The sequence below is a fragment of the Halomonas litopenaei genome (genome assembly GCF_003045775.1).
GTDB classification, from domain to species: domain Bacteria; phylum Pseudomonadota; class Gammaproteobacteria; order Pseudomonadales; family Halomonadaceae; genus Halomonas; species Halomonas litopenaei.
Window position 1 is genome coordinate 437,286 of the sequence record NZ_PXNS01000001.1, and the last position, 14,909, is coordinate 452,194.

12 protein-coding genes and 6 tRNA genes are annotated in these 14,909 nt (G+C 63.5%); 13 read left to right on the plus strand and 5 right to left on the minus strand.

Going from position 1 to position 14,909, the window contains the following annotated elements; genetic code table 11:
* Positions 1–108 precede the first annotated feature (108 nt).
* The 4 genes from ccoP to ccoN are packed head-to-tail and all read right to left on the minus strand — an operon-like array spanning position 109 to position 3,327.
* On the minus strand, positions 109–1,050 hold the full coding sequence (gene ccoP / locus C6W88_RS02010; protein WP_045992152.1) for a cytochrome-c oxidase, cbb3-type subunit III: 942 nt from the start codon (positions 1,048–1,050) through the stop codon (positions 109–111).
* On the minus strand, positions 1,047–1,259 hold the full coding sequence (locus C6W88_RS02015; protein ID WP_045992151.1) for a CcoQ/FixQ family Cbb3-type cytochrome c oxidase assembly chaperone: 213 nt from the start codon (positions 1,257–1,259) through the stop codon (positions 1,047–1,049). Before C6W88_RS02015 ends, ccoP begins: the two co-directional genes overlap by 4 nt.
* Before the next feature lie 2 nt (positions 1,260–1,261).
* A complete protein-coding gene (ccoO, locus tag C6W88_RS02020) occupies positions 1,262–1,879 on the minus strand; it encodes a cytochrome-c oxidase, cbb3-type subunit II (RefSeq protein ID WP_108131320.1) in 618 nt (205 codons plus the stop codon).
* Positions 1,880–1,902: 23 nt separating this feature from the next.
* Positions 1,903–3,327: a cytochrome-c oxidase, cbb3-type subunit I gene (ccoN, locus tag C6W88_RS02025; RefSeq protein WP_045992149.1), complete on the minus strand. Its 1,425-nt coding sequence runs from the start codon at positions 3,325–3,327 to the stop codon at positions 1,903–1,905.
* Positions 3,328–3,492: 165 nt separating this feature from the next.
* Here ccoN and C6W88_RS02030 point away from each other — a divergent pair, with 165 nt between their 5' ends.
* The 11 genes from C6W88_RS02030 to C6W88_RS02080 all read left to right on the plus strand — a co-directional run bounded on the left by C6W88_RS02030 (position 3,493) and on the right by C6W88_RS02080 (position 12,702).
* Positions 3,493–4,203, plus strand: coding sequence for an alpha/beta family hydrolase (locus C6W88_RS02030; RefSeq protein ID WP_146164625.1), 711 nt, complete (start codon positions 3,493–3,495; stop codon positions 4,201–4,203).
* 179 nt (positions 4,204–4,382) lie between these two features.
* Positions 4,383–4,458: transfer RNA gene (locus C6W88_RS02035), tRNA-Val, on the plus strand.
* Positions 4,459–4,498: 40 nt separating this feature from the next.
* Positions 4,499–4,575: transfer RNA gene (locus C6W88_RS02040), tRNA-Asp, on the plus strand.
* A 29-nt stretch (positions 4,576–4,604) separates the two neighbouring features.
* Positions 4,605–4,681: transfer RNA gene (locus C6W88_RS02045), tRNA-Asp, on the plus strand.
* A gap of 29 nt (positions 4,682–4,710) precedes the next feature.
* Positions 4,711–4,787 (plus strand) — tRNA-Asp (locus tag C6W88_RS02050).
* A gap of 63 nt (positions 4,788–4,850) precedes the next feature.
* Positions 4,851–4,927, plus strand: a tRNA-Val gene (locus tag C6W88_RS02055).
* Positions 4,928–4,930: 3 nt separating this feature from the next.
* Positions 4,931–5,007, plus strand: a tRNA-Asp gene (locus tag C6W88_RS02060).
* A gap of 406 nt (positions 5,008–5,413) precedes the next feature.
* Positions 5,414–7,426: an NADPH-dependent 2,4-dienoyl-CoA reductase gene (locus tag C6W88_RS02065; protein ID WP_146164626.1), complete on the plus strand. Its 2,013-nt coding sequence runs from the start codon at positions 5,414–5,416 to the stop codon at positions 7,424–7,426.
* Between the two features lie 337 nt (positions 7,427–7,763).
* Positions 7,764–9,686 (plus strand): PrkA family serine protein kinase, encoded by a 1,923-nt coding sequence (locus C6W88_RS02070; protein WP_108131323.1) that lies wholly within the window; start codon positions 7,764–7,766, stop codon positions 9,684–9,686.
* 63 nt (positions 9,687–9,749) lie between these two features.
* Positions 9,750–11,036 (plus strand): YeaH/YhbH family protein, encoded by a 1,287-nt coding sequence (locus C6W88_RS02075; protein WP_045992146.1) that lies wholly within the window; start codon positions 9,750–9,752, stop codon positions 11,034–11,036.
* 100 nt (positions 11,037–11,136) lie between these two features.
* Entirely contained in the window at positions 11,137–12,702 is a 1,566-nt protein-coding gene (locus C6W88_RS02080) for a SpoVR family protein (RefSeq protein WP_108131324.1), read from the plus strand.
* Between the two features lie 127 nt (positions 12,703–12,829).
* Here C6W88_RS02080 and C6W88_RS02085 read toward each other — a convergent pair whose 3' ends face one another.
* Positions 12,830–13,144: a high-potential iron-sulfur protein gene (locus C6W88_RS02085; protein ID WP_045992144.1), complete on the minus strand. Its 315-nt coding sequence runs from the start codon at positions 13,142–13,144 to the stop codon at positions 12,830–12,832.
* Between the two features lie 346 nt (positions 13,145–13,490).
* On the opposite strand from C6W88_RS02085, the gene C6W88_RS02090 reads away from it, so the two are divergent.
* On the plus strand, positions 13,491–13,766 hold the full coding sequence (locus tag C6W88_RS02090) for an Lrp/AsnC family transcriptional regulator (RefSeq protein WP_045992143.1): 276 nt from the start codon (positions 13,491–13,493) through the stop codon (positions 13,764–13,766).
* A gap of 115 nt (positions 13,767–13,881) precedes the next feature.
* Positions 13,882–14,754 (plus strand): DNA/RNA non-specific endonuclease, encoded by an 873-nt coding sequence (locus C6W88_RS02095; RefSeq protein ID WP_231498451.1) that lies wholly within the window; start codon positions 13,882–13,884, stop codon positions 14,752–14,754.
* Positions 14,755–14,909: the final 155 nt, after the last annotated feature.

Below are 14,909 nucleotides of genomic sequence, written 5' to 3' on the forward strand. Positions count from 1 at the left end.
CACATCGCGTCGATGGGGCCGAAGCCCCAGTCTAGCGATTGACGGGTAGGTGGGTGGCGAGTGCGGCCAAGCGCCGCACTCGCCGCGGGAGCGATCCCGCTGGGGTCACTACTGACTCTGGTCCTGATTCTGGCTCAGACCATAGACATAGGCGGCGACCAGGTGGACCCGCTCCTCGCCGATGTAGGCGGCCTGCGCCGGCATATGGCCGTTGCGGCCGTTGCGCAGCGTCTGACGCACGGAGTCGGCCAGGCTCTGGCCCGGTGCCTGGTACAGCCAGCTGTCGTCGGTCAGATTGGGCGCGCCCAGCGCCTGGTTGCCGGTACCGTCAGGCATATGGCAGGCGGCACATACCGAGGTGAAGACGGCGCCGCCTTTTTCGGCACGTTCGGCGTCCTCGGCCTGGCCGGACAGCGACAGCACATGCTGGGTCAGGTTCTCGATATTGTCCGCGCCGAGCTGCTGCCATGACGGCATCAGGCCATTGCGTCCGTTGTTGATGGTGGTGACGATGTGCTCGGGCTCGCCGCCGTAGAGCCAGTCGTCGTCGGTCAGATTGGGGAAGCCGTAGCCGCCCTTGGCGTTGGAGCCGTGGCAGATGGCGCAGTTGTTGAGGAAGATGCGCTCGGCCACCTGCATGGCGTCACCGTCCTGGGCGAGTTCCGGGATGGGTACCTGCTGGTACTTCTCGAAGATCGGCGCAAAGCGCTCTTCGGCCTGGGCGACCTCTTCCTCCCACTGACCTTCCTGGCTCCAGCCCAGCACACCGGCGAAGTTGCCGAGGCCCGGATACAGCACCAGATAGCCCAGGGAGAAGATCACCGTGGCAACGTAGAGCTGAAACCACCAGCGAGGCAGCGGGTTGTCGTATTCGTCGATACCGTCGGCGGTGTGGCCGGTGGTCTCGACGGTGCCGTCGGCGTCAGGGCGCTTGTCGGTCTTGCGGTTGGCCCACAGAAGCCAGAACGCAAAGCCGATGGTGCCGAGCGTGATGACGATGATCCAGGCACTCCAGAAGCCTGAGAGGGCATCACCCCAAAGCGTATTCATGTGTTCTTCTCTCCCCTGTCCTCTCGGGAATCGGCCTGTCGCTCGGCCGTGCGGTCACGATTCGGTTGTTCGTCGTCGTCGGCGAACGGCAGCTGCGCCGCCTGATCAAACTCGCGCTTGCGGCGGCTCGAGTAGGCCCAGGCCACCAGGCCCAGGAAGGCGATCAGCAGGATGCCGGTCAAGATGCCTCGAAAGGTTCCGATATCCATGGTTACGGGCTCTTCGCCGAGCTGGGCAACACCGTGCCAAGCTGCTGCAGGTAGGCGACCAGGGCGGTGATTTCACGCTCACCGCGGACCTCGCTGGTGGCGTTGGCGATCTGCTCGTCGGTGTAGGGCACGCCCAGTTTCTGAAGGGTGCGCATCTTGGCCGGGGTGTCCTCGCCGTCCAGGGTGTTCTCGAACAGCCAGGGGTAGGCCGGCATCACCGATTCGGGCACCACGTCCCGCGGGTTGTAGAGGTGGGCACGATGCCAGTCGTCACTGTAGCGACCGCCGACGCGGGCCAGGTCCGGGCCGGTGCGCTTGGACCCCCACAGGAAGTTGTGCTCGTAGACGGATTCACCGGCCACACTGTAGTGGCCATAGCGCTCGGTCTCGGCACGGAAGGGGCGAATCATCTGCGAATGACAGCCGACGCAGCCTTCGCGGCGATAGATGTCCCGGCCTTCCAGTTCCAGTGCGGACAGCGGCTCGAGGCCCTCGACCGGCTCCGTGGTCTGCTTCTGGAAGAACAGCGGTACGATCTCGGCCAGGCCACCGAAGCTGATCACCACCAGCACCAGTACCGCCATCAAACCGACGTTCTTTTCTATGATCTCGTGTTTCATGTCAGTCTCGGTCCTTCGTTGACTCAGGCGGTCTGGGGCAGGGGCGCGCCGCGCTTGGCGGAACCCTTGACGGTCATGGCCACGTTGACGGCCATGATCAGCATGCCGGTCACCCAGAAAAGGCCACCGATCAGGCGCACGATGTAGCCGGGGCCGCTGGCCTCGACGGTCTCGACGAAGGTGTACATCAAGGTGCCGTCTTCGTTGATGGCGCGCCACATCAGGCCCTGCAGGATGCCGTTGACCCACATCGCGGCGATGTACAGCACGGTGCCGATGGTGGCCAGCCAGAAGTGCACCGCCACCAGCTTGACGGAGTACATCTCGGTGTGACCGAACAGGCGTGGAATCAGGTGGTACATCGAGCCGATGGTGATCATCGCGACCCAGCCGAGGGCGCCGGCGTGGACGTGACCGATGGTCCAGTCGGTGTAGTGGGACAGGGCGTTGACGGTCTTCACCGCCATCATCGGGCCTTCGAAGGTCGACATGCCGTAGAACGACAACGCGACGACGAGAAAGCGCAGGGTCGGGTCGGTTCGCAGCTTATGCCAGGCCCCGGAGAGGGTCATCATGCCGTTGATCATGCCGCCCCAGGAGGGCGCCAGCAGAATGATCGACATCACCATGCCCAGCGACTGCGCCCAGTTCGGCAGGGCGGTGTAGTGCAGGTGGTGGGGGCCGGCCCACATGTAGACCATGATCAGCGCCCAGAAGTGGACGATGGACAGGCGGTAGGAGTAGACCGGGCGCTCGGCTTGCTTGGGCACAAAGTAATACATCATGCCGAGGAAGCCGGCGGTCAGGAAGAAGCCTACCGCGTTGTGGCCGTACCACCACTGCACCATGGCGTCGATGGCGCCGGAGTAGATGGAGATGGAGTAGGTGGCGGTGACCGGAAGGGCCGCGCTGTTGACGATGTGCAGTACGGCAACGGTCAGGATGAAGGCGGCGAAGAACCAGTTGGCCACGTAGATGTGGGAGGTCTTGCGGACCTTGATGGTGCCGAGGAAGACGGCTGCGTAGGTAACCCACACCACCGCGAGCAGAATGTCGATGGGCCATTCCAGCTCGGCGTATTCCTTGACCTCGGTGAGGCCCAGCGGCAGGGTGACGACCGCGCACAGGATGACCGCCTGGTAGCCCCAGAAGGTAAAGGCGGCCAGCTTGTCGCTGATCAGCCTCACCTGGCAGGTGCGCTGGACGACGTAGTAGGACGTCGCGAACAGGGCGGAGCCGCCGAAGGCGAAGATGACCGCATTGGTATGCAGCGGGCGAAGCCGACCGAAGCTTGTCCAGGGCAAGCCAAGGTTGAGTTCCGGCCAGACCAGTTGGGCGGCGAGAATCACACCGAGGGTCATGCCCACGATGCCCCACACCACCGTCATGATCGCGAACTGCCGGACCACCTTGTAGTTGTAGGTCGGATGTTCAAATGCTGTGCTCATGATCAGTTTCCCATCGATCGCGTAAAGGGGACGATCCCCCGGCCATAGTGCCTGCCCGGCAATTGCCTCAGAATGATGCAGATCAACAACCACTCAGAATTCTAGCCCAGCCTGGCAGTGAGAAGAACTTAGCCTCTGGTGGCAGTGAACTTTGGAAACTTTGCCGTGTCACAACTCGTTTTACCCGACGCTTTTACTCAGGAATTCAGCCAGGCACTCGCCGCCGGGCACCGTGGCGAGTGGCAGGTGCCCGACCTGGCGCCGGTGATCCTGGAGGGACCACCTTGCCGAGACGTGTTGTTGCTGGCGCATGGGGCCGGTGCCGGACACGATTCACCCTTTTTGCTTGAATGGCGCGCGGCGCTGGCCCGGGCCGGCGTACAGACGCTGTCATTCGAGTTTGCCTACCTGCGCGAGATGCGTGCGGCGGGGCGTCGGCGGCCGCCGCCCAGGGTGGCTCGGCTGGTGGAAGAAATGCGCCTCTGGCGTGACGTTTTGTCGCAGGTGGTGCCGGGGACGCTGTGGCTCGGCGGCAAGTCCATGGGCGGTCGGGTGGCCAGTCTGCTGGCCGCCGAGGACGGTGCACCGGGGCTGGTGCTGGCCGGCTACCCCTTTCATCCCGTGGGCAAGCCCGAGCGCCTGCGTCTGGATCACTGGCCGTCGCTGGCTTGCCCTCTGGTGGTACTGCAGGGTACCCGGGACCCTTTCGGTACTCGCGACGAGGTGGCGGGCTATGAGTTGCCGGCGCATGCGCGTCTTGAATGGCTCGAGGATGGTGACCACGACTGGTCGCCGCGGCGCTTGAGTGGACTGTCGCGTCAGGACCTGATGGCTAAGGCGGCGCGCGCTACCGCGGACGCCATGAGCAAGTCGTGAGCGCTTCTTTCTACAAGGGTGGATATCACGGCGCTGTGGCGCCAGCCCTTGCGCCGTCTGGCTTTCGGCCCAAGTCGATGAATGCACGGGCAAAAGTCGGGACAAAAAAAACGAGAAAGATGCGTGGAGCGCGTTGACATCCCCCGGATGTTCTGTAGAATGCAGCGCCACGTGACCAGGGGTGGTTAGCTCAGCTGGGAGAGCACCAGCCTTACAAGCTGGGGGTCACAGGTTCGAACCCTGTACCACCCACCATCATGAAAATGATGGATGGACACGTAGAGTAGAGAGCGCTGGACCGGTAGTTCAGTTGGTTAGAATGCCGGCCTGTCACGCCGGAGGTCGCGGGTTCGAGTCCCGTCCGGTCCGCCAGCGTCTCTTCTCGAATTGGTCATCATTGCGGACCGGTAGTTCAGTTGGTTAGAATGCCGGCCTGTCACGCCGGAGGTCGCGGGTTCGAGTCCCGTCCGGTCCGCCAGCGTCTCTTCTCGAATTGGTCATCATTGCGGACCGGTAGTTCAGTTGGTTAGAATGCCGGCCTGTCACGCCGGAGGTCGCGGGTTCGAGTCCCGTCCGGTCCGCCACGATGACAAGCCAAAGACGACGTCTTCAGGAAACTCGAGACATCGCACCGTGTGAAATAACGTGGGTGATTAGCTCAGTTGGTTAGAGCACCAGCCTCACATGCTGGGGGTCACTGGTTCGAATCCGGTATCACCCACCACGCGGACCGGTAGTTCAGTTGGTTAGAATGCCGGCCTGTCACGCCGGAGGTCGCGGGTTCGAGTCCCGTCCGGTCCGCCAGTTTCACTCGATCCAGTTCGCTGGAAAAGTCCGGTCCTGTTACCGGCGCTTATTTCGGAAGGCCCCGCTGCTACGCAGCGGGGCCTTTTTCGTGTGCGTCAGGTCAGCGGTGGTGGACGAGGGTTGCCTGGAGGGCTATGCAGAGAGCTGTTCCAGGAGGGCGATTCCAGGAGCTGTTTCAGGAGCTCTTTCAAGAGCTCTTTCAAGAGCTATCCCCGGAGCTGGCCAGAAAGAAACCTTTGCCCGACGATGCGTTTTGCGCGCATTTTCATCGAGGGGGGTGGCAGAGGGTGGACTGCTATCATACAGTTGTTTGAAATTGGTCGATGAGTGGCGCCAATTGTGTGAGCGCGCCATCCGACACCGCCAACAACAACGCGCAGCCTGTGCTGCGAAGGACCGCCCCGTGACCGCCTATCCCCAGCTCTTCACTCCCTTGCGCCTGGGCCATCTGAGCCTGCCCAATCGTGTGCTGATGGGCTCCATGCATACCAACCTGGAAGAAGCACCGCGCGGCTTCGAGCGTCTGGCCGCCTTCTACGCCGAGCGCGCCCGCGAGGGAGTGGCGCTGATTGTGACCGGCGGCATCGCCCCCAACGCCGAAGGCGCCGTCTTCCAGGGGGCCTCGCAGTTGACCAGCGAGGACCAGCTCGAGGGACACCGTCAGGTCGTCGAGGCGGTGCACGCCGAGGGCGGACGCATCTGCATGCAGATCCTGCACGCTGGGCGCTACGCCTATTCGCCGGAGCTGGTGGCGCCGTCGGCGATCCAGGCGCCGATCAATCCCTTCGTGCCGCGTGAGCTTACTGACGAGGATGTGGAGCGGCAGATCGACGACTACGTGCGCTGCGCGCGCCTGGCCCAGCAGGCCGGCTACGATGGCGTCGAGATCATGGGGTCCGAGGGCTACCTGATCAACCAGTTCATCTGTCGGCGCACCAATCAGCGCCAGGATCGCTGGGGCGGCGACTTCGACAATCGCTGCCGCTTTGCGCTGGAGATTTTGCGCCGGGTACGCGCGGCGGTGGGGGATCGCTTTCTGCTGATCTACCGGCTGTCGATGATCGACCTGGTGGAGGACGGCAGCACCCATGACGAGGTCATCGCCCTGGGGCGGGCGGTGGAAGCCGCCGGTGCCGACGTGATCAACACCGGCATCGGCTGGCACGAGGCCAGGGTGCCGACCATCGTCACCAGTGTGCCGCGGGCGGCCTTTACCGAGGTGTCCCGGCGCATGCGTCAGGCGGTGACGATTCCGCTGATCACCACCAACCGCATCAACATGCCCGAGGTGGCCGAACGGGTGCTCGCCGAGGGCCACGCCGACATGGTCTCCATGGCCCGGCCTCTGCTGGCCGACCCCGCCTGGGTGGCCAAGGCTCGTGGCGACAGAGCAGACGAGATCAACACCTGCATCGCCTGCAACCAGGCCTGCCTCGACCACACCTTCCAGGGCAAGCTGACCTCGTGCCTGGTCAACCCTCGCGCCTGTCATGAGACCGAGCTGTCGCTGGAGGCGGCCGCCACGCCGCAGACGGTGGCGGTGGTAGGGGGCGGTCCTGCCGGACTCGCTACCGCCGTCAGTGCCGCAGAGCGGGGCCACAGGGTCACCCTGTTCGAGCGCCAGGCCAGTCTGGGTGGGCAGTTCAACTTTGCCCGTCGGATACCTGGCAAGGAGGAGTTCGACGAGACGCTGCGCTACTTCCGGGTCATGCTCGACAAGACCGGTGTCGACGTCAGGCTGTCCTGTGAAGCAACGGTGGCTGATCTTGAGGGCTTTGATCACGTGGTGCTGGCCACCGGCGTCCGTCCCCGCCAGCTTCAGTTGCCCGGTGCCGATCATGCCAGTGTGCTGAGCTACGCAGAGGCAATCGAGTCACCCGGGCGGGTCGGGCGGCGGGTCGCCATCATCGGCGCCGGCGGTATCGGCTTTGACGTGGCGGAGTTACTGACCCACGTCGCCCCGGGTGACGACCCCCTGGCCGAGTGGTGTGACGAGTGGGGCGTGGATCTCGCAGTGAGCGCGCCGGGAGGGCTCAAGCCCGCACAGCGTCCCGAGTCACCGCGGGAGGTCTTTCTGCTGCAGCGCAAGAGCTCCAAGCCCGGCAAGGGGCTCGGCACTACCTCTGGCTGGGTGCATCGGGCCTCGCTGCGCCATCGGGGAGTCCAGGCGATACCCGGCTGCGAGTATCAGCGTATCGACGACCAGGGCCTGCATCTGAGCGTTGACGGCGAGGAGCGCACCCTGGCCGTGGACAGTGTGGTGGTGTGTGCCGGGCAGGAGTCGGTGCGTGAGCTGGTAGCGCCACTTGAGGCCGCCGGCGTTCGGGTGTCGATCATCGGTGGGGCGGACAAGGCAGCGGAGCTGGACGCCAAGCGCGCCATCGATCAGGGCGTGCGTCTGGCGGCGTCGCTATAGGATTGTCGACAATAAAATATGCAGATTCGGTAATCCTCAGGAGGTGCGCTGTCGTGCCTCATGAGGACCGGGCAGGTGGCGCCCGGCGCCGGCTTTCCGGCCGTCGGCTACCTCGGCTTTGGTGCCTCTTGACCCTCTTAGGTCGAATTACGTCTGGACAATGAAACGCTTCTGCTGGCATGAGTTCTTATAGGTAAGGACGTTCAGCGTTGAAGATCCGAGCATCGTCATTGGCTAATGCTGTTCTACGCTGAGAGTACCCCCTCGACAAGGGCGATGGCAGGCAAGGGTGGGTGACGTCGTCCAGATCGAGTCCCGGGCATCACAGGAGGCATCGATGAGCATCTTCGACCATGTGCAGAACCGCTTCGCTCGCGTCCAGCAGGAAGAAATGTCCCTGCAGGAATATCTGGAACTCTGCCGTCAAGACCCTTCCGTCTACGCCAGTGCGCCAGAGCGCATGCTGGAGGCCATCGGTGAACCGGAGGTGATCGACACCGCCAAGGACCCGAGGCTGGCGCGGATCTTTTCCAACAAGGTGATACGCCGCTACCCGGCGTTCAGTGAATTCCATGGCATGGAGGAGGCCATCGAGCAGATCGTGGCCTACTTCCGCCACGCCGCTCAGGGCCTGGAAGAGAAAAAGCAGATTCTCTACCTGCTGGGGCCGGTGGGGGGCGGCAAGTCGTCGTTGGCCGAGCGGCTCAAGCTGTTGATGGAAAAAGTGCCGTTCTACGCCATCAAGGGTTCTCCGGTGCACGAGTCCCCGCTTGGCCTGTTCTCGCCCGAAGAAGACGGCGAGCTGCTCGAGAAGGAGTACGGCATTCCCGGTCGCCACCTGCGCAGCGTGATGTCGCCCTGGGCAGCCAAGCGACTCAAGGAGTCCGGTGGTGACATCTCCCAGTTCCGGGTGGTGCGGCTGTATCCCTCACGTCTCAATCAGATCGCCATCTCCAAGACCGAGCCTGGCGACGAGAACAACCAGGACATCTCCTCGCTGGTGGGCAAGGTGGACATCCGCCAGCTCGAGCTTTATTCCCAGGATGACCCGGACGCCTACAGCTTCTCCGGTGGCCTGTGTCGGGCCAACCAGGGTCTGATGGAGTTCGTCGAGATGTTCAAGGCGCCGATCAAGGTGCTGCATCCGCTGCTGACCGCCACCCAGGAAGGCAACTACAACCCCACCGAGGGCATGGGCGCGATACCCTTCGATGGCGTCGTGCTGGCCCACTCCAACGAGAGCGAGTGGCAGGCGTTCCGCAACAATCGCAACAACGAGGCCTTCCTCGACCGGGTCTACATCGTCAAGGTGCCTTACTGCCTGCGGGTCTCCGAAGAGATCAACATCTACAAGAAGCTGCTCGAGCACTCCTCGCTCAACCAGGCTCCCTGCGCGCCGGATACCCTGCGCATGCTGGCCCAGTTCTCGGTGCTGTCGCGGCTCAAGGAGCCGGAGAACTCAAGCGTCTACTCCAAGATGCGGGTCTATGACGGCGAGAACCTGAAGGACACCGATCCCAAGGCCAAGTCGATCCAGGAGTATCGCGACAGCGCCGGGGTGGACGAGGGCATGGACGGGTTGTCCACACGCTTCGCCTTCAAGATCCTGTCGAAGGTATTCAACTTCGACAACCATGAGGTGGCGGCCAATCCGGTGCACCTGCTGTATGTGCTGGAGCAGCGTCTGGAGCAGGAGCAGTTGCCCAAGGAAACCTTCGAGCGTTACCTGCGCTACATCAAGGAGTACCTGGCGCCGCGCTACGTCGACTTCATCGGCAAGGAGATCCAGACCGCCTACCTGGAGTCCTACTCCGAGTACGGTCAGAACATCTTCGACCGCTACGTCACCTACGCCGACTTCTGGATCCAGGATCAGGAGTACCGGGATCCCGAGACCGGCGAGCTGTTTGATCGCCAGTCGCTCAATGACGAGCTGGAAAAGATCGAGAAGCCGGCGGGCATCTCCAATCCCAAGGACTTCCGCCACGAGGTGGTCAACTTCGTGCTCAGGGCGCGTGCCCAGAACAACGGCATGAATCCGGGCTGGCAGTCCTACGAGAAGCTGCGTGGTGTGATCGAGCACAAGATGTTCGCCAACACCGAGGAGCTGCTGCCGGTGATTTCCTTCAACGCCAAGGCATCCTCTGCCGACATCAAGAAACACGAGGACTTCGTGGCGCGGATGAAGGATCGAGGCTACACCGAGAAGCAGGTGCGCCTGCTGTCGGAGTGGTACCTGAGGGTGCGCAAGTCGCAGTAGCCGTGAAGGCACCGGGAGCGTCCCGGTGCCTGCCACCCTTGTCGACTGCGCCCAGGAGGTCCCATGACCTACTTCATCGATCGCCGAGCCAACGCCAAGAACAAGAGCGCGGTCAACCGCCAGCGCTTTCTTGACCGTTATCGGACCCATATCAAGCGCTCCGTGGAGGAGGCGGTGAATCGCCGTTCCATCACCGACATGGAGCGCGGCGAGAAGGTCTCGATCCCGAGCCGTGATATCTCCGAGCCGGTATTCCAGCACGGCAGCGGGGGGCGTCGCTCCATCGTCGCGCCGGGCAATCGCGAATTTCAGGAAGGGGATCGCCTGCGCCGTCCGGACGGTGGCGGCGGTGGTGGCGATGGCAGCGGCGAAGGCGGCGCTTCCAATCAGGGTGAGGGCATGGACGAGTTCGCCTTCACCCTGACGCGGGAGGAATTTCTCGAGTTTGTCTTCGACGGCCTGGAGTTGCCCCACCTGGAGCGCAAGCCGCTGGTCGACGTCGAGGAGGTGCGGCCGGTGCGCGCCGGGGTGTCCCGGGACGGGGTGCCGGCGAGGATCAACATCGTGCGCTCCATGCGCGAGGCCCAGGCCCGACGTATCGCCATGCGGGCGCCCATTCGTCGGGCCCTGCGCGAGGCTCAGGAGGCACTGGAGGTCGAGGAGCGCAAGGATCCGGTGCTCCGAAACCCCGCTCGCATACAGGAGCTCAAGGACGAGATCGAGCGCCTGGAGCGGCGCCTGGAGGCGGTGCCCTTCATCGACACCTACGATCTTCGCTACAACCACCTGATCAACCAGCCCCAGCCATCGAGCAAGGCGGTGATGTTCTGCGTGATGGACGTCTCCGGGTCGATGACCCAGGCCCACAAGGACATCGCCAAGCGCTTCTTCCTGCTGCTGTACCTGTTTCTCGAGCGCAGCTACGAGCGGGTCGAGCTGGTCTTTGTCAGGCATCATACCGCCGCCAAGGAGGTCGACGAGGAGGAGTTCTTCTACTCCAGGGAGACCGGCGGCACCATCGTCTCCAGCGCCTTGACCCTGGTCGACGAGATCATCGACAAGCGCTACCCGCCGGGTCAGTGGAATCTGTACGTGGCCCAGGCCTCGGATGGCGACAACTGGGACGATGATTCGGTGAACTGTCGCGAGCTCCTGACCAAGTCACTGATGGGGCGCCTGCAGTACTTCACCTACGTGGAGATCACGCCCCACGCCCACCAGGCCCTGTGGGAAGAGTACGAGCGGGTGGAGGCGGCCTATCCTGACCGTTTCGCCATGCGTCAGATCGTCGAGCCGGGGGATATCTATCCGGTGTTCCGTGCCTTGTTCAAGCGTCGCGCCGAGAGTTGACCCCTCGGTCGACTCGACAGCCGACCGGGGCCTTGCGGCCCCTGAACAAGCGCTACGCAACTCCGGGCGATGATAGAGCCCCGGAGAGGAGGGGAGCTCCATGACCACCTTGACCAAGCGCCACGCCAAGCCCATCGCCACCGGCTCCGACTGGAGCTTTGACGATCTCACCGAGTTCGAGGCCGAGATCGCGCGACTGGCAGACGAGTACCGGCTCGATACCTACCCCAACCAGATCGAGATCATCACCACCGAGCAGATGATGGACGCCTACGCCAGCGTCGGTATGCCAGTGGGCTATCACCACTGGTCCTTCGGCAAGCAGTTTCTGGCGGTGGAGCAGGCCTATCGGCGTGGTCAGATGGGGCTGGCCTACGAACTGGTGATCAATTCAGATCCCTGCATCGCCTACCTGATGGAAGAGAACACCCTGATGATGCAGGTGCTGGTCATGGCGCACGCCTGCTATGGCCACAACTCCTTCTTCAAGGGCAACTATCTGTTTCGGACCTGGACCGACGCCTCCTCGATCGTCGACTACCTGGTGTTCGCCCGCAAGTACATCAGCCAGTGCGAAGAGCGCCACGGTGTCCAGGCGGTGGAGCAGCTGCTCGACGCCTGTCACGCCCTGCAGAATTATGGCGTCGACCGCTACAAGCGTCCGTCCCCGGTATCTCCCGAGGAGGAGGCTCGCCGTCAGCAGGAACGCGAAGACTACCTGCAGACCCAGGTCAACACCCTGTGGCGCACCATTCCGACCGGTGATGTGGGCAGCATCGCCGAGCCCATGGCGTCCGAGGACGATCCGCTGGGGCTGCGAGGTGGCGGGCGTTATCCGCCGGAGCCCCAGGAAAACCTGCTGTACTTCATCGAGAAGAACGCTCCGCTGCTGGCGCCCTGGCAACGCGAGGTGGTGCGTATCGTGCGCAAGCTGGCCCAGTACTTCTACCCCCAGCGCCAGACCCAGGTGATGAACGAGGGCTGGGCGACCTTCTGGCACTACACCCTGATGAATCGTTTGTTCGACGAGGGCGCGGTGGACGAGGGGCTGATCCTCGAGTTCCTGCAGTCGCATACCGCCGTGGTCAGTCAGCCGGCCTTCGATAGCCCCTACTACAACGGCATCAACCCCTACGCCCTGGGGTTCGCCATCTTCACCGACCTTAAGCGTATCTGCGAGGCGCCCAATGACGAGGACCGCGAGTGGTTCCCCGACATCGCCGGCAGTGACTGGCGCGAGACGTTGAACTTTGCCATGCGCAACTTCAAGGACGAGTCCTTCATCCAGCAGTTTCTCTCGCCCAAGGTGATTCGCGATCTGAAGCTGTTCCAGATCGTCGACGATGATCAGGAGGAGACCCTGGAAGTCGGCGCCATCCACGATGAGCGAGGCTACCGGCGGGTGCGCGAGGCGCTGTCCACGCAGTATGCGCTGTCGCTGCGTGAGCCCAATATTCAGGTCTACGAGGCGGATATCCGTGGTGATCGTTCGCTGACGCTGCGCCACGTGCAGGATCAGCGGCGACCGCTGGCACGCAGTGTCTATCCGGTGATCCGTCATCTGCATCAACTGTGGGGCTTTCCGGTCAAGTTGGAGTCCTGGGACGGCGACGAGGTGGTGCGTCGCTATCAGTGGCCGCTGCCGGACAGCGAAGAAGGCGCTTGAGACTCGGCAATAGCGGCAGACGACAACACCCCGGGCCATCGGCCCGGGGTGTTGTCGTTCTGGTGTGGCTCAGGGGCGCGCTCTTTTCAGCCTACCCCTGGTGAATCCGACGCTGGTCAGCCAGACGTCAGGGCTTGGCGGTCCAGGACTGGCACCACCCGCCCGGCTCCACGCTGTTCTGTGGGAACAGCTGGCAGCCTTCGGTCTCGGCGTTGAAGAACATGCAGTTGGCGCAGGTCTCTCCCTCTTCGTAGGCGGCGTTGCCACTGGCGTCGCTGGCGTTCTCGACGTAGCCGAGCGCCTTGGCCTGGGCGTTGTCGGTATCCAGGCGCGGCAGGCTCTGGGCCAGGGCGGTGCGGGACAGTACGCCAGCGCCCAGAGGCAGGGCGGCGATGCCCAGCAGACTGTGGCGCAGGAAGTCACGGCGGCTGTGCTTGGCCATGGTGGGGCTCCTCGTTGTGGCTCGATCGATGGTGATCGAAGTCGATAGTCGAACGGTCTTGGTTGGGTCCGTTTCTGCTGGACCGATGTTATCGAGTGTGCCCGGTGAGCCTGGGCGACCTCGTGCGCTCTAGGCGGCGCTGAACATTCAGATTAGCTAAGCCTTTGAGTCTTGGCGAATCCTCGCTACTCCGCTGCGGCAATCCGCCACGCAGGTGGTGCCTGTCGGGTGGTGCTGCCCGTGCCGCGCCGGCGCTGATATACTGCGCCGCGAGCACACCACATCTTGCCGTCTGTGCCGTGGGCTTGGTTGGCCTGGCGAAGACGGACATCGAAGGAGGGCGACCATGCAGAATGCAGTGATCCTGATCAATGCCGAAAAGGGCCAGGTCAAGGCGGTGGCGGAGCGCCTCGCCGAGGTCGACGGCATCAGCGAGGTGTACTCCACCTGCGGTCGCTACGACCTGGTGGCGATCGCGCGCACCCGTGATTTCGAGAGCCTGGCCGAACTCGTCACCGGGCGCCTGAACGCGGTGGAAGGGATCGCCGACACCGAGACCCTCAACGCCATGCAGGTGCACTCCCGTCACGACCTGGAGACCATGTTCTCGCTGGGGTGGTAGCAAGATCGCGTCGGCGGCCCGGTGACTGCGCCGGGCCGGCGCAACGCCGCTCGTTCGACGCGCCGGCGACCAGCACCTCTTCGCCATCTCGTGACTCTTTGCATCAAGGAAGCGTGTGGACCTTTCACTCGATCGCCTGATACCCCGCCCCCGAAACCTCCTTGTCTCGCTGGTGCTGGTCGCCGCGGGTGCCTTTCTGTGGCACAGCACAGAGCAGGGCTACCGTGATCGCATGAGCTGGATGGGGGTAACCGAGTGGGCCGAGCCCGGCGTCTTGTCCTTCACCCGCGTCATGCGTAACGATGGCTATCTGCTGGGATGGTCGGATGTCCGCGTCGGTGCGCTGTGGGTCAGCTATGAGCTACGCCAGAGCGGGGATCGGCAGATCGGGCCACGCCCCGGTTTTCGCCAGGACTGGCGCACGCTGTGGCCTGTCAGCACCACGAGCTACTCGGGCAGTGGTTACGACCGCGGCCACCTGGCCCCGAACTACGCCATGGCCAAGGTGTGGGGAGAAGACGCCCAGGACGACAGCTTTCTGATGAGCAACATGATGCCGCAGAAGCCCGCGCTCAATCGGCAGCTGTGGCAGCGCCTGGAGGAGGTGGTGATGGACCACTTCCTGCCGCGCTTCGGCCGGCTGCAGGTGATCACCGGCCCGATCTACGCCGAGACACGAATCACCGATCTCGAGATCGATCGTCTACTCGATCGCGTCGGCTTCGTCGAGGTGCCGGTGGCGTTCTACAAGATCGTGGTGGTGCCGGGCGATACGCCGCTGGCGGTGGCGTTTATTATGCCCCAGGACGTGCGTGGCGACGAGTCGCTCAAGCAGTTTCTGTTCAGCATCGACGAGGTAGAAGCGCAAACCGGGCTGAATTTCCTGCCGCGGCTGGCGGCGAGCCAGGAAGCCGACTGGGAGTCGGTCGCGGGGGTCGGCGACTGGGCATTGTCCCAGGTGGCCGAGTTGCCCTCTCGATTCGACTAGGTAGAGAGTTCGCGGGTGCCGGAAAGACGGCGGAGCTGGCTGTTGCTGTTCTGCTGCGTCAGGAGGGGGCGCAGAGGGATAGTGCAAGAGGAAGGTGAGGTAGAGGGGTATCCGGGAGCGGTGCAGATTTCAGGCACAAAAAAACCGCGACGAGG